Source organism: Brachyspira aalborgi, from assembly GCF_008016455.1.
Classification (GTDB): domain Bacteria; phylum Spirochaetota; class Brachyspiria; order Brachyspirales; family Brachyspiraceae; genus Brachyspira; species Brachyspira aalborgi.
In genome coordinates this window covers 1,408,329-1,423,457 of the sequence record NZ_SAXU01000001.1, presented here as the reverse complement: position 1 = coordinate 1,423,457, position 15,129 = coordinate 1,408,329, and the positions used below count along the sequence as shown (strand labels likewise).

At 27.8% G+C, this 15,129-nt stretch carries 16 protein-coding genes and 1 riboswitch; of the genes, 10 read left to right on the top strand and 6 right to left on the bottom strand.

All coding sequences use genetic code 11. From position 1 onward, the window contains the following. Positions 1 to 291: 291 nt before the first annotated feature. A complete protein-coding gene (locus tag EPJ79_RS06380) occupies positions 292 to 936 on the top strand; it encodes a hypothetical protein (protein WP_147738860.1) in 645 nt (214 codons plus the stop codon). 176 nt (positions 937 to 1,112) lie between these two features. Here EPJ79_RS06380 and EPJ79_RS06375 read toward each other — a convergent pair whose 3' ends face one another. Next, complete coding sequence (locus EPJ79_RS06375) at positions 1,113 to 1,283, bottom strand: type II toxin-antitoxin system HicB family antitoxin (protein WP_147738859.1); 171 nt, start codon at positions 1,281 to 1,283, stop codon at positions 1,113 to 1,115. A 103-nt stretch (positions 1,284 to 1,386) separates the two neighbouring features. Between EPJ79_RS06375 and EPJ79_RS06370 the strand changes: the two genes are divergently transcribed. Beyond that, positions 1,387 to 1,647: a DUF167 domain-containing protein gene (locus EPJ79_RS06370; protein WP_147738858.1), complete on the top strand. Its 261-nt coding sequence runs from the start codon at positions 1,387 to 1,389 to the stop codon at positions 1,645 to 1,647. A 55-nt stretch (positions 1,648 to 1,702) separates the two neighbouring features. Here the strand turns inward: EPJ79_RS06370 and EPJ79_RS06365 are convergent, their stop codons facing one another. The 3 genes from EPJ79_RS06365 to dnaX form a co-directional block, all read right to left on the bottom strand. After that, positions 1,703 to 2,248, bottom strand: a complete 546-nt coding sequence (locus EPJ79_RS06365) for an ankyrin repeat domain-containing protein (protein WP_147738857.1) — start codon at positions 2,246 to 2,248, stop codon at positions 1,703 to 1,705. Positions 2,249 to 2,342: 94 nt separating this feature from the next. Then, positions 2,343 to 3,245 (bottom strand): ankyrin repeat domain-containing protein, encoded by a 903-nt coding sequence (locus EPJ79_RS06360; RefSeq protein ID WP_147738856.1) that lies wholly within the window; start codon positions 3,243 to 3,245, stop codon positions 2,343 to 2,345. 17 nt (positions 3,246 to 3,262) lie between these two features. Further along, entirely contained in the window at positions 3,263 to 4,831 is a 1,569-nt protein-coding gene (dnaX, locus tag EPJ79_RS06355) for a DNA polymerase III subunit gamma/tau (protein ID WP_147738855.1), read from the bottom strand. A 464-nt stretch (positions 4,832 to 5,295) separates the two neighbouring features. On the opposite strand from dnaX, the gene EPJ79_RS06350 reads away from it, so the two are divergent. From EPJ79_RS06350 to EPJ79_RS06335, 4 genes are all read left to right on the top strand, one after another. After that, positions 5,296 to 5,814 (top strand): BatD family protein, encoded by a 519-nt coding sequence (locus EPJ79_RS06350; RefSeq protein WP_147738854.1) that lies wholly within the window; start codon positions 5,296 to 5,298, stop codon positions 5,812 to 5,814. Positions 5,815 to 5,817: 3 nt separating this feature from the next. Continuing rightward, positions 5,818 to 6,807, top strand: coding sequence for an AAA family ATPase (locus EPJ79_RS06345; RefSeq protein ID WP_021958113.1), 990 nt, complete (start codon positions 5,818 to 5,820; stop codon positions 6,805 to 6,807). Between the two features lie 115 nt (positions 6,808 to 6,922). Further along, on the top strand, positions 6,923 to 8,449 hold the full coding sequence (locus EPJ79_RS06340) for a vWA domain-containing protein (RefSeq protein WP_147738853.1): 1,527 nt from the start codon (positions 6,923 to 6,925) through the stop codon (positions 8,447 to 8,449). Between the two features lie 228 nt (positions 8,450 to 8,677). Next, positions 8,678 to 9,940: a M16 family metallopeptidase gene (locus EPJ79_RS06335; RefSeq protein ID WP_147738852.1), complete on the top strand. Its 1,263-nt coding sequence runs from the start codon at positions 8,678 to 8,680 to the stop codon at positions 9,938 to 9,940. 18 nt (positions 9,941 to 9,958) lie between these two features. Here EPJ79_RS06335 and tsaD read toward each other — a convergent pair whose 3' ends face one another. Together tsaD and aroB are read right to left on the bottom strand one after the other, a co-directional pair. Next, entirely contained in the window at positions 9,959 to 10,978 is a 1,020-nt protein-coding gene (gene tsaD, locus EPJ79_RS06330) for a tRNA (adenosine(37)-N6)-threonylcarbamoyltransferase complex transferase subunit TsaD (RefSeq protein WP_147738851.1), read from the bottom strand. A 125-nt stretch (positions 10,979 to 11,103) separates the two neighbouring features. Beyond that, positions 11,104 to 12,159: a 3-dehydroquinate synthase gene (aroB, locus tag EPJ79_RS06325; RefSeq protein ID WP_147738850.1), complete on the bottom strand. Its 1,056-nt coding sequence runs from the start codon at positions 12,157 to 12,159 to the stop codon at positions 11,104 to 11,106. A 367-nt stretch (positions 12,160 to 12,526) separates the two neighbouring features. Between aroB and EPJ79_RS11550 the strand changes: the two genes are divergently transcribed. From EPJ79_RS11550 to EPJ79_RS06310, 4 genes are all read left to right on the top strand, one after another. After that, positions 12,527 to 12,703, top strand: a complete 177-nt coding sequence (locus tag EPJ79_RS11550; protein ID WP_158634356.1) for a hypothetical protein — start codon at positions 12,527 to 12,529, stop codon at positions 12,701 to 12,703. A gap of 93 nt (positions 12,704 to 12,796) precedes the next feature. Further along, a riboswitch (TPP riboswitch) is annotated at positions 12,797 to 12,903 on the top strand. Between the two features lie 95 nt (positions 12,904 to 12,998). Beyond that, on the top strand, positions 12,999 to 13,820 hold the full coding sequence (gene thiM / locus EPJ79_RS06320) for a hydroxyethylthiazole kinase (protein WP_147526691.1): 822 nt from the start codon (positions 12,999 to 13,001) through the stop codon (positions 13,818 to 13,820). Next, a complete protein-coding gene (gene thiE / locus EPJ79_RS06315; RefSeq protein ID WP_147738849.1) occupies positions 13,807 to 14,448 on the top strand; it encodes a thiamine phosphate synthase in 642 nt (213 codons plus the stop codon). Before thiM ends, thiE begins: the two co-directional genes overlap by 14 nt. After that, positions 14,445 to 15,104, top strand: a complete 660-nt coding sequence (locus tag EPJ79_RS06310) for an HAD family hydrolase (protein ID WP_147526693.1) — start codon at positions 14,445 to 14,447, stop codon at positions 15,102 to 15,104. The genes thiE and EPJ79_RS06310 overlap by 4 nt, the downstream gene beginning before the upstream one ends. Positions 15,105 to 15,129 lie beyond the last annotated feature (25 nt).

Genomic DNA, 15,129 nt, shown 5'->3' with positions numbered 1-15,129 from the left:
CGCTCAAAATTTTTGATATACTCAAAGGAAAAAGGCGCATGCAAATATATCGAAGGTAAGAGGCGTAAAATGTCCGAAATGTAAAAGTAAAGATATTAGCGTTTTGCCAATAATATATTAAATCTTCGGCTATAAATAAAATAATAAATAAAAATAATCTATAGGTAGGCAAAATGATTAATATAATCTTTTTTAGAGTATATTCTTTATATCCAACATAACTTTTAAGAATTACTTTAAAAATCAAAAATTAAAATTAAAAAAGAAAATTAAAAATTAAGGAGAAATAAAATGATTAAAATGGGATTTTTTGATTTTATAGTAGACGCATTTAAAGATTTAGATTTAGAAAAGTTATTAAAGCCATCTACATCAATATTTTTAAAAGAAAAAATAGACGAAAATATTTTAACCAATACTTTAATAAAAATAGGGTTGGTTTCAAAAAAAATTGAAAAAAGATATTTTAAAGACAATAATATTATTTTAGATATTGAAAATTATTTTTGTTTTTCATACTCTGGAGATAACGATACGGCTAAAATAACGATAGATAAGGAAAATTCATACATAGGAATAAATTACAAAGAATTATTTGCGTTTGATAATGAAGATAAAGATAATGAAAATAAATTTATTCTTGAAATAAAAGAAATACTTTTTAAAGAAAAAATATTAAATGAAGAATTGGATAAAACGAAAGAATACGAAAATAATTATCAACAATACGAAGCGAATACGGACAATATTATAGAAAAAATTGAATGTAGAGAAAATATCGAACCGTATAATTTGTTTATTATAAAACATTTTATAAAATTTGTTATGGATAAATATAAAGAAGAAAATATTTCGTCTGAAGATAATTCTGCAAATGAAAATAACGAAGATAATAAAAATATAACTAGTAATCCGTTTATTACGAATGGAGAATAAAATTAAAAATAAAACTGCTTGATTAATCGATTTGAGATTTTGAAAGCGGTTTTATAATAAAGAAAAAGCATATATATTTTATAAAAAATAATTTTGAGAATGTTTTTTTATTTATAACTTTTTTATTAAATCGTTATATTCTTCTATGTCTAATTGAATTTCATTTAATATTTTTCTTAATAAAAGTTAATTTCTTCAAGGCATAAATCTAAAACTTCTTTTAATTTTTCGTTAAGTTCTTCTAATGTATCGGCTTGAGTATGCGCTCCGTTTACTGAAGGAATATAACCTACATATACTTCGCTTTCTTTATCGTATTCTATATAAGCAAAAAATTTTTTATTCATATAAACCTCTGATTTTTATAAAAATTATTATATCAAAATATTATTATTATGTCAAAATAGTTTTTTATTTAATATATTTCATTTATTTACGATATAAAAACAAATGATTAATTTAGAAATAAAAATAACCGCTGGAGCAAAATCAAACAGCTTCAAAAAAGAAAATGGAAATTATTATATTCGCATAATGGCAAAAGCTATTGACGGCAAAGCGAATAAATCGATAATAGAATTTTTATCTAAAGAACTTAATTTAAAGAAAAAAGATATTGAAATAATAAGAGGAGAAAAGAGCAGTAAAAAAATAATTTCTATAAATATTGAAGATAATATTTTGGAAGAATATTTTAAAAATACTTTATAAAACTTTCGTCATTGCAAGCCAACTTGTTGGCGTGGCAATCCAAATTAATAAAATTTTATTTGTATCCCGCTTTCCTTAATACTTCTTTTATTTCTTCAGTAGCTGCCCAATCTAAAGCCGTATTGCCATCTTCATTTTTAATATTAATATCCGCCCCATTTTTAACTAAATATTTAACTATTTCTAGATGCCCTTCAAGTGAAGCCCACATTAAAGAACTACAACCTTCATAATCTTTTGCGTCAATGTCGGCTCCATTCTCTACTAATAGTTTAACCATTTCTAAATTTCCTCCGCTTGAAGCCCACATTAAAATAGTAAATCCAAAACTGTCTTCGGCGTTAACATCGGCTCCATTTCTTATTGAAAATGTAGCCAATTCATAGTTGCCAGAATATGAGGCAAACATTAAAGGCGTGAATTCATATATCTCATCAGTTATTTCCACTTTAATAAATTCATCGTTAATATTGTCAGCGCTTATTATATATTCGTTACCGTTTTCTTCTATTTTGAATGTTTCTTTTTTTGAATTTGCAGAACATGTTATTGCTGCTAAAATTATAATAGTAATTAGAATTATTGTTTTTAGAATTGTCATTTTTTATCTCCTAATTTTTAAGATTAAAATTGAATATAAAAATATTATATGTTTAATTATAAATTAAAACAAATTCTTATAAAAGATTAAATTATTATTTAGCTCCCGTTTTTCTCAATATTTCTTTTATCTCTTCACTATCCGCTAAATCTAAAGCGGTTTTTCCATTATTGTTTTTAATATTAATATCCGCTCCATTTTTAACTAAATGTTTAACTATTTCCGAATAACCCCTCCATGAAGCTCTCATTAAAGCAGTCCAACCATTATCATCTTTAGAGTTAACATTAACCTTTCCGTTCTCTATCAAATATTTTATTACTTTTAAATGTCCTTCGTATGAAGCCTCCATCAAGACGCTCCAACCCTCTTTATCTTTAGCATTAACATCCGCTCCGCTCTCTACTAAAAATTTGACTATTTCTAAATCTCCTTTGCATGAAGCCCACATTAAAGCAGTCCAGCCATCCTTATCTTTATCTTTGGCTTTAACATCCGCTCCATTTTCTACTAATAGTTTAACCATTTCTAAATGCCCTTCGCTTGAAGCTATCATTAATGCGGTTTTACCATAATAATTATTTGTAGTATTAATATCCGCTCCATTATCTATTAAATATTGGACTATTTCTAAAGATTTTTCTTTTTTTGTTGAATCTTCTAATGCATGTATTAAAGCGCTTTCTCCATCATCATCTTTAATATTAATATCCGCTCCTTTTTCCACTAAATATTTAACTATATCTAATTGCCCATATTCCGAAGCGAACATTAAAGCGGTATTTCCAATGTCGCTTTTAATATTAACGTCCGCTCCATTATCAACAAGAAGTTTAACTATTTCTAAATTTCCTTTGCATGAAGCTATCATTAAAGCAGTTTCACAATATTTATCTTTAGAGTTAATATCCGCCTTTCCGCTTTTTAATATAGAATTGATTTTATTAATATCGTTATTTTTCACAGCTTCGATTAGATTATATCTATTAAACCGCATAAATATTAATTCCTTAATTATAAATTTTCAGAATCTACGGGAGTCGCTTGCAATCTATTTTTAAGTTTATCCGTTATATCGCCTTCTAAAGATTTTTGAAATTGAATCGCCACTTCTTTATTTTTTGTAAATTTTGGAATTGCATTCGCTATTAAATTGGGAATTCTTTTATCCGATTGAATCGTCTCGTATATAGTATCTGGAAGCGAAACTATTAAAGTAGCTCCTCTACTTTCAATAGGATTTCCTTGAGAGAGTAGAGAATATATGCTTGGGCTTTCTCTTTCAATATAAGAAAGTATTTTATTATAGAATATTCTTCTTTTGTCGTCTGGATTTAATGCAGAATCGTATTGAGTTTTATTTTCAATTCTATTATTAAAATTATTTAAATTTCTCTCTTCGTTAATATTTTCAAAATTAATATTATTATCTTCGCTTATTGAAATATTTGAAGAGGAAACTATATCAAGCGGGCTTATTAAATTATCCGTATTCAAAAGCATAATTCCGCGCATTTCAAATATTGTTTTTGGATTTGCAGCGTTTCTTATTCTCTCTTCAATAGAAAGTATATAATCAAGTATTTTTTCAATTTCATTGTCGCTATAATGATTTGCAAAAATTTTCAAATCGTCTCTTTCGTTTTCCGTTATTTCAAGAAGTTTTATATCGTTAATTCCGCTTTTAATCATAAGGACGATTCGCATATATTCGATTAAATTATTTATAAAAGTTCTTGCATCAACCGTTTCTTCAAATAATTTTTTTATAAATAGAAAATAATTTTTTTTATCTCCCGAAATCATAATATCGAAAAACTCTTTAACAAAACTAAAATTATTTCCGCCTATAACCGCAATTACATCTGACGCGCTTATAAGTTTTTTATCCGTTGTATAGGCAATCATTTTTTCTAAAATAGTTTCGCTATCTCTAACCGAACCTCTAGCCTGTTTTGAAATTAAAAAAATCGCTTCGTCTTCATAAGCTATATTTTCTTTATCGAGTATTACTTTAAGAATTTTTTCTAAATCGTTTATTCCCAAAGACTTAAAAGTATATTGTTGACATCGACTTCTTATAGTCGGTAAAACTCTTTCGGCTTCGGTTGTCGCTAATATAAAAACCACATGAGACGGAGGCTCTTCTAAAGTTTTTAATAAAGCGTTAAAAGCTTCGTTGGTTATTTGATGAACTTCGTCAATAATATATATTTTATATTTTCCAGAAACTGGTGATATTCTCACATTTTCAATTATCGTCCTTATATTTTCAATTCCTCTATTGCTTGCGCCGTCAATTTCAATAACATCGAGAGGATTTCCATTTTCTATTTGCGAACATGAAGGACATACTCCGCAAGGTTTATCTGTAGGACCATTAACGCAATTTAAAGCCTTTGCAATTATTCTTGCAAGAGAAGTTTTGCCTACTCCATGCGGACCTGAAAATAAATAAGCATGCGCTATTTTTTTTTGAGCTATGCTTTTTGAAATTGTTTTTGTTATATGTTCTTGTCCAATAACCTCCTCAAAAGTTTGAGGGCGATATTTTCTTGCTATTACTTTATAATTTTTTTCCATATAATATTTTCCGTTTAATATAATTTATATTCTATCAAAATAGAGAGTATTTGTCAATTTTAGATTTAAAACCAAGCTAAAATATTTTATTTGTCAAAAAATGTTAACATAATCCTAAAAAATGACGATAATGTTATTAACAAAATATTTTATGCGATTAATAATAATTAATAATTTAGGGGCAATCAGAAGAATATCCTAATATTACTTTTCAAAACGGCACTATTTCAGGCGCTATAACTTTTTCAGGTAAAAGTATCAGGTGCTCCTAACATTAAAGCGGTGCAATTATTTAATAAAATCATTGATAATAATAAAACAAAAGAATATATTACAATTTTCAATTTCATTTTATCATTTCTTTGTACATATTTTAATAAATATTTTTAATATAACTTTTTTATCGGAATTAAATTACATAATAATCATTGAATTTTTTTTAGTTTTCTGTATAATCTATCCAAATGAAATATTATATTTTTTTAATTTTAATTATATTTGCAAATATTCTATATCCTTTAGTCATAGTCGAAGGAAAAATAAATAAAAAAAATATATATAAATGGCAAACAATAAAATATTCTTTGGAGTTTATAGGCGATGCGGAAACATTTAAAGCGGAAGGATTAAACGAAAACGCGATAAGCGATTTTAAGGTTATAAAAAAAGAAATTGAATCGGAATTATCGGCTAAAGAAAATAACGAAGCGATTTCAAAATATAAAATAATATATACTCTTAAACCAATACGAAAAGGAAAATTAAAAATTCCCGAACTTGAAGCGCAATATTATGAGATAAGAAACGGAAATAATTTAATTCCTAAAGAAGAACCTTTAAGAGGATATAAAATAAGAGTTTTTGGAAATTATTTTTTAATCATTACGATAATAGAATATTTAATATTAATATTAATCGTATTTTTAACTTATAAACATATAAAATCTAAAAAATTATCTAAAATAAAAAACGGAGAAAAATAAAATATGAGCGAAGCAAAAGAGTTAAAAGCTATTTCAGAAGCTGCAAACGCGGCTTTGGATGTTATAAACGCTATTAAAGATGAAATTAAAAAAGTTATAATCGGACAAGTAAATATGATTGATAAACTTCTTTTAGGAATTATATGCGATGGACATGTTTTACTTGAAGGAGTTCCTGGACTTGCAAAAACTCTAACCGTAAAATCTTTAGCGGGAACTATTGACGCTTCTTATAAAAGAATTCAATTCACTCCCGATTTGCTTCCCGCCGATATAATAGGAACGGAAATTTACGATATTAAGAATTCTGTATTTTTGCCAAAACAAGGACCGATTTTTGCAAATATAATATTAGCGGATGAAATAAATCGCTCGCCTGCAAAAGTGCAATCCGCATTATTAGAAGCGATGGAAGAGCATCAAGTGACTATTGGCGATAAAACTTATAAACTTCCCGATGTATTTTTAGTTCTTGCAACTCAAAACCCTATAGAACAAGAAGGCACTTATCCTCTGCCCGAAGCTCAAGTAGATAGATTTATGTTAAAAGTTATAGTGAAATATCCGCGCAAAAGCGAAGAGAAAACAATAATAAAAAATATGTCTTCTTCAAAACCTTTAGCTACAAATTCAATAACTACAATAGAAACTATAGAAAAATTAAGAAAACTTGCAAATCAAATTCACATTGAAGAAAGATTATTAGACTATATTATAAATATAATTGATAGCACAAGAAACCCAAGCGATTATAACCTTAAAAGCGAATATATTGATTATGGCGCATCGCCAAGAGCGGGAATATATTTAACAAAAGCGGCAAAAGCAAACGCAATGATGCATGGAAGAGCTTTCGTTATGCCCGAAGATATAAGAAATGTCGCTTACGAAGTTTTAAGGCATAGAATTAGTATAAGTTATGAAGCGCAAGCGGAAAATATAAATAGCGATATGATTATAGAAGAATTGCTTTCAAATATAAATGTTCCTTAAATAAAAAAGCAAGTTTTAATTGATTAAATTTTAAATTATTTTTCTTTAATTTTATTAACATAATAATGCAAATTTATGGCATTCATAACCGATAATAATTTTAAGAGGTATAACAATGAGACAGTTAAAATATTCTTTTATTCTTTTGTATTTAGTATTTGCAAATTTATATGCTCAAAATTTTGATATTATAAATCAGAATAATATTGAAGTAAATAAATTAGAAATGGGCTATCATATATATATACAGAAAAATAGCGAAACCGCGGGATTAAAATTAAAATATAAACTTGAGGACGGTTCTTATTCTTATTTGTATGCAAATAATTCTTTAATAAATATTAATAATACTTCAGTTCATGATAATTTAGGATATGTCTTTGAAACCTATTTACCCGAAACTTTACATTTATACAATAATACTCAAATTAAATTAAGAAATAATATAAATTTAATTTTTGAATCCTACGATATTAACGGAAATATTTTATCAGAAAGCGAAATTGCATTAAAAATAAATAACGATAGAACAAATCCAATAATATCTTTAAGAAATGTCGAAAGAGAAGGAGATTTATACGCTTTTTATTTATATTATTCGGGAGCAAATAACGGAAGATACGCTTTTTATGTGAGAGATGGAAAAACAAACGAAGCGTATAAATTAATAAAAACTACTTACGGAAATACTATTAATGTTGACGGAAGCGCCATAATTTTAGAAGATACTTATAATAGAGAGATAGGAAAAAAACTTTATATAAAAGCTTATTTTAAAGAAATGCCTAACGATAGATATTTATCTTTTAATGTATTTAATAATAATCGGGAAACTTTTACCTATCCAATCGATTATATTATAGAATCTACAAATAAAAAGATAATAGATAATACAAAAATAATAGAGCCTATGCCAAAAATAGAGGAAACGCCAAAAAAAGAAGAGAATATTATTGAATTAAATACAAATGAAATGATAGTTCATAGAAATATAAACAATAGTATTGAAAGAGAGATTGAAAAAAAAAACTCTTATAACGAAGAGATAGATAATACTTTAAAATCTATTAATAATGTCGAGAGAATAAAAAATACTTCCGTTCAAGACGACAACGATTTAAAAGCTAATATTCATAAAATAATTGACAAATATAATAACGGGAATCCTGTCGATTTAACTATGGTTATAGATACTACGGGAAGTATGAAGCCGTATTTAAGAGCGATAAAAAGCGAGATAAAAACAATTTCAAAAAATATAATTTCAAAAAATGAAAATTCAAGAATCGGTTTTATTCTTTATAGAGATACTAAAGATAAATATTTAACTAAAAAAATAGAGTTTAATAATAATATAGAAGAGATAGAAAGAGAGTCAAAATATTTTTACGCAGACGGCGGAGGCGATAAAGCCGAGCCAATGTATGAAGCGATTCAGCAGGCTTTGGAAAAATTTGAATTTCAAAACGAAAACAGAGTTATTGTTGTCATAACGGATGCAAAACCAAAAGTTATAGGAAGAGCGAATTTAGAATTGAACACGATAACGGCTAAAAGAAAAAATGTTAATGTTGAAATAATTTCCGCTAAAGAGATGAAAGAGGAAGATTCTGACGATTATTTATATTTTTTGGATTTTTAAAATTTAATGAAATATAAGGGAGACATTAAATTTTTATCGTTTTTAGTTTATTATAAATTGACAGCGCTTTATTTTTGTAAGTTTATTTTATTGTATATTTTTTAATAATTCTTATTACAATAGATAATATTTAATTATATTTGCAAATACTTTTATTATATTTTATAATCTATATTGTCGAAAATTTTTAAAAATATAAAAAATCTAATATAAATTTGGAAAATAAAAATGGTAAAAAGATTAACATTAAAAAACGGAATAAGATTAATACTTGAATATATGCCGATTTTAGATACGGTTTCAACGGGATTTTTCTTTACTACGGGAAGCGCAAACGAAAATAAAGAAACTAACGGCTATACTCATTTTATAGAACATATGCTATTTAAAGGAACGGATAAAACAAGCGCAAAAGAAATTGTCCGAAAGATTGAAGGAGTCGGCGGAGTATTTAACGCTTTTACTTCGAGACATTTAACTTCTTTTTATATAAATATTATTTCTAAATATTTTGAAAGAGCTATTGACACTTTGGAAGATATAATTTTAAACTCTGCTTTTAGAGAAGAAGATATTTCAAAAGAAAAAAAAGTCGTTATAGAAGAATTGAAAATGGTAAACGATACTCCCGAAGAAACTGTTTCAAGTCAGTTTTTTGCGCATGCATATAAGGGAACTTCTATGGCTTTGCCTATAGGCGGACATATAAATAATATAAAAAGCATAAGCAGAGAAAAAGTATATAAATATTTTAAGAAACATTTTAACGCCAATAATTTAGTTATTTCAATAGCTGGAAATTTCGATATGGATTTAGCTATAAAAAAATTATCTGCCATTAAATTAAAGAAAGATATAAAAACCGTTAATAAGAAAGCGCCTTTTTATTATGAAACGATAGCGAAAGAAAAAGAAGAATTAAATCATGTATATTTTTCTTTATTTACTCCTTCTTATGACGCAAACGATAACAAAAAATATAGCATGAATATTCTAAACGATATTTTTGGAGTAAGTTCTTATTCGAGATTATATCAAAGCGTTAGAGAAAATAAAGGACTCTGTTATAATATTTATAGTTCGGCTACAAGTTTTATAAACGGAGGAATATTTGAAATTGCAGGCTCTACAAGTTTAAAAAATTATGAAGAAACTATAGAAACCGTATATAAAGAATTAAATAAACTTATAGACGAAAGAATAACCAAAGAAGAATTGGAAGAATCTAAAGAAAGTTATAAAAGCTCAATGGCATTCAGCAAATTAAACGCCAATTATATAATGAATAAAAATGCGAGAAACGAAATTTACGCTTCAAAATATATGTCGTTTAAGGATATTTATAAATCTATAGATAAAGTTAATTTAAAATCGGTTAATGAAGTTATAGACGAAAAATTATTAAATAGAAAATTCTTTTTAACTTCCGTAGGACCGAAAGGCTCTAAAATTATAAGCAAAAATATGAGTAAGAAATTTAATCTTAATTGATTTATTTTTTATATATATTTAAATATTTTTCTTTTTATTATATTTTTTATTTAGAACTCTTGAAAAACAATCCAAATTATAATCGGCATATTCTTGTTTATCTTTCATATAATACGCTAATCCGCCAACCATTGCCGCATTATCTGTCGTATATTTTAATTCGGGTAAATAGCATTCAAAATCTTTTGAGTTTGAAAATCTCTCTCTCAAATAACTATTGCATGCCACTCCTCCCGAAATCGTCACTCTTTTAATTCCGCTTATCTCAACATATTTTAAAGTTTTTATATACAAAGGTTCTATTGCGCTTATTTGAAATGCGGCGGCTATATTTTCGTTTGTCGCTTCGTATCCTTCTTTTAAATATTTTTTTGTGGAATAAACGCATGCCGTTTTTAATCCGCTATAAGAAAAATTAAATTCATCCGCTCCGCTTAAAAGTATTAAAGGATATTTAATCGCGTTTTTATCTCCTTTTTGAGCGAGTTTATCTATTATCGGTCCGCCAGGATAACCTAAATTTAAAAATTTTGAAACTTTATCATAAGCCTCTCCAACCGCATCGTCTAAAGTCGTTCCAATAATTTTATATTCTCCATGCGAATGAACTTCCGTTATTATAGTATGTCCGCCAGAAACAACCAAAGCTATATAAGGAAAATCTATTTCGTTAGTAAGATGAGGCGAATAAATGTGAGCTGCTATATGGTCCAAAGCTATTAAAGGTTTTTGCATAGCGAATACCAAACCTTTAGCTGCGCCAACTCCGACTAAAAGCGAACCTAAAAGTCCAGGTCTATTCGTCACTGCAAATAAATCTATATCTTCTAATTTAAGATTAGCGTCTTTTAAAGCCTTATCGATAACATAAATAATAGCTTCTATATGTTTTCTTGCCGCTATTTCGGGAACAACTCCTTGAAATTCTTTATATTCTTCTATTGAAAAACTTAAAACCGAAGACAAAACTTTATTTCCGTTTTCGACTATAGCGACAGAAGTATCATCGCAAGAAGTATCTATTGCTAATATTTTCATTTTTTATTTATTCTTTATTTACTCAATTTATTAAATCATATAATAAATAATATTTTTTATCAATTAATCTTAACAAAAATCTTTATTATTTTTATAACTAAAAGAACAAAATTTTTTTAAATCTATTACATTATAGAATTTATATCTACTTTTTCTATAATAGGTTTTCCGATATCTTCCAGAAATACAAAATTAATTTTTTCATTATTTCTCTTTTTATCAAGTTTTATAGCTTCTTTTAAGTTTATATTTTCGGTAATATTAATCGGAAGTCCTATATTCGATAAAATATTTTTAACTCTCTCTAAAATATTTTTATTTTTAGTTATTCCTAATTTTATTCCGTATTCTATTGCAAAAATCATTCCTATTGCTACAGCTTCGCCATGTAATAAAACGCCATAGCCCGAAGCATTTTCCACGCTATGCCCGATAGTATGCCCAAAATTAAGAAACATTCTCTCTTTTTTTTCTTTATAATCGATTTGAACTATACGAGATTTTAATTCGCAATTTCTTTTAAGTATATAATCAATATCTAATTTTTCATTTTTATTATAATGATTTTCTATAGTTTCAAGCAATTTTTCGTCAAAAAGTAAAGCATGTTTTACGATTTCAGACATTCCCGCATTAAACTCTCTTTTTGGAAGCGATTCTAATGTTTCGCTGTCGATTATAACAAGTTTAGGACTGTGAAAAGCGCCTACAAGATTTTTGCCTTCCGCTATATTAATTCCCGTTTTTCCGCCAACAGAAGAATCAACGCATGCCAAAAGCGTAGTCGGAATTTGTATGAAATCTACTCCTCGCATCCAAGTCGCAGCCGCATAACCCGACATATCGCCTACAACTCCGCCGCCAAGCGCTATTATCATATCCTTTCTGCTTAATTCGTTTTTAGCTAAAGTAGAATAAATATTTGAAATTCCTTCTATATTTTTATTCGCTTCTCCATTTTCTAAAATGCATACGGAAGTTATTATATTTTCTTTTTCCAAACTTTTTTTAATTTTATCAACATATAAATTAGCGACTATATTATCAGTTACTATTAAAACTCTCTCTCCAATTAATAATTTTTTTACTAATTTTCCCGTATTTTTTAATATTCCGTTTTTTATAAGAATATTATATTTAATTTCGTTTTTAGATTTAATTTTTACTTTTACTTTTTTCATTTAATTTGCCTATTTTAATATTTTTATAAATTATATAATTATTGAAAATAAATACAAATTTTATTTAAAAATATATTATTATGTAAACTAATTTTTAACCCACAAAATTTATGTAAATTTTTTATTTACTATCTTTGATAGCAATGCCTTACTTAAAACGCTGTGAATTTTATGTAAACTAGTATAAGTAAGAGCTATATTAAAAGTAATTGAGCAAATAAAATTAATCGAATATAAATAATATTAAAAAATATACAAATAATATATACTATGGATTACGACTATATTTATTAATAATATTATTAAGTAGACTTTAATTTAATATATTTATTTGCAAAATAACATATTATTATATATAATATTTCGCATGGACAAATCATTAGAACTATTGAATAATATAATAGCTTTATTATCAAAGAGTAAAAATGCAAAAATTATAGAAAGATATAAAGGAGATATTAAGTGGTTAGAAGATAGGAAAATAAAATGGGATAAAAATAAGATAAGAGTTGGGATTATAGGTATAACAAGCGGCTTTGTTTGACTTTATTTATTGAAAGATTATCTTATTTAAGTAAAAAATAAAGATAATAATACTTGCAAAATATTAAAACAATTATATAATTAATATAGTAAACAACAAAAGCGGGGGAGCTCGTATATCGGGCTGAGAGGAAGTAATTAACTTCGACCCTTTTACCTGATGCGGATAATGCCGCCGTAGGAAGTCGTCTTTATTGTGATTTTTACGGAATGTCCGCGAAGGTTATCCCATTTTTATCGCGTAAAAGTTTTATAAAATTGTTATAAAAAATAAAAATTACAATAAGGATAAAAATATGTTTAAGTCAATTTTTGAAAATGTTAAAATCAAACATCCCCTCGTTCAAAATATTACAAATTATGTAACTATAAACGACTGCGCCAATATTATTCTTGCCTGCGGAGGGTCGCCGATTATGGCTGAAGACGAAAACGAAGTTTCTGAAATAGCTTCTATTTGCAACGGACTAAATATTAACGCGGGAAATTTGGACGATTCAACGGTTCGAGCGATGATAATTTCTGGCAAAAAAGCGAACGAAATTAATAATCCTATTGTTCTCGACCCTGTGGGAGCGGGGGCGTCAAAACTACGCGCGCAAACCAATTTAAAACTTTTAAACGAAATAAAATTTTCTGTAATTAGAGCAAACGCTTCCGAAATAAAATCTCTCGCTTCTGGCAATATGTCGACAAAAGGAGTTGACGCAAGCGAATCGGATAAAATTACCGAATATAATTTGGACGAAACGATAAAATTTGTAAAATCGTTTGCCGAAAAAACAAACTCCGTAATCGCTATGACGGGAGCTATAGATATTGTAAGCGACAATCAAAAAACCTATATAATTCGCAACGGGCATTCAATGATGGCTACGGTTACGGGAACTGGTTGCCAGCTTTCCGCAATGACGGCGGCTTTTATCTCCGCCAATCCAAATCGGATTTTAGAATCCGCCGCGGCTTCGGTATGCGCGATGGGACTTGCAGGCGAAATCGCTTATAATCGTTTGACAAAACTTGACGGAAATTCCTCGTATAGAAATTATATAATTGACGCTATTTATAATCTCACTCCAGAAGAATTGGATAAAGGAGCGAAATATGAGATTCGATAAAAAATACGCTATACTTTACGCAGTCACGGACAGAGCTTGGATAGGCAAACAAAATCTATACGAGCAGGTTGAATCGGCTTTGAAAGGCGGAGCTACATGCGTTCAGCTTAGAGAAAAAAATCTTGACGAAGAATTATTTTTAGAAGAAGCGATTAAAATAAAAAGTTTATGCAAAAAATATGGCATTCCGTTTTTAGTAAACGATAATGTCGATATAGCCATAAAATGCGAAGCGGACGGAGTCCATGTCGGGCAGGAAGATACGGCTGTTTCTAAAGTTCGCAAATTAGTCGGCGACAAAATGATAATCGGAGTTTCAGTTCAGAACATAAACAAGGCTTTAGAGTCGATAAAAAACGGGGCGGATTATCTCGGAGTAGGCGCTATGTTTTCAACTTCAACTAAACTTGACGCTAATGTTATTCCGTTTGAAAATCTTAAAAGTATTTGCAATGCGGTAAATATTCCCGTAGTCGCTATTGGCGGAATTGGAAAAAATAATATTATGAAACTTGCTGGAAGCGGAGCTGACGGAGTGGCTTTAGTAAGCGCGATTTTCGGAGCTAAAAATATCGAAGAAGAATGCAGAGAACTTCGCAGACTATCGGAGCAAATGATTAAATTATGAAATTAAAAGGCGCTATTTTTGATTTTGACGGAACATTATTCGATTCGATGTCCATTTGGCAAACGGCAGGCTCGGATTATATTCGTTCCATAGGATTTGAAGCCGAAGAAAACTTTAACGAAATTATATCTTCAATGAGTTTGAGTCAGTCGGCAAATTATATAAAAAATAAATATAAACTCGATTTGACGGAAAAAGAAATTATAAACGGAATAAATAAAACGATAGAAAATTTTTATTTTTACGAAGCCAAACCAAAACTAAACATAAAATCGTTTTTAGAGATTCTACAAAAACGAGGAGTTAAAATGTGCATCGCCACCGCGACTGACGATTATTTAATCGAAGCGGCTTTGAAGCGAAATAAAATGGAAAAGTTTTTTTCTAAAATTTTTACTTGTTCCTCCGTCGGATACGGAAAAGACAAACCGAATATTTTTGAGGAATCGTTAAAATTTCTTGGGACTAAAAAAAGGGAAACTCTTATATTTGAAGACGCTTATTATCCAATCAAAACGGCTAAAATGTCTTCGTTTTTAGTCGCAGCCGTATATGATAAATACGAAAATAGACAAAAAGAAATTAAAAATATCGCGGATTTTTTTATAGCGGATTTTATAAATACAGATTTATTTTTTGAATCTTTATTATTTTAAAAATTTTAAAATAATAAAAAATAAA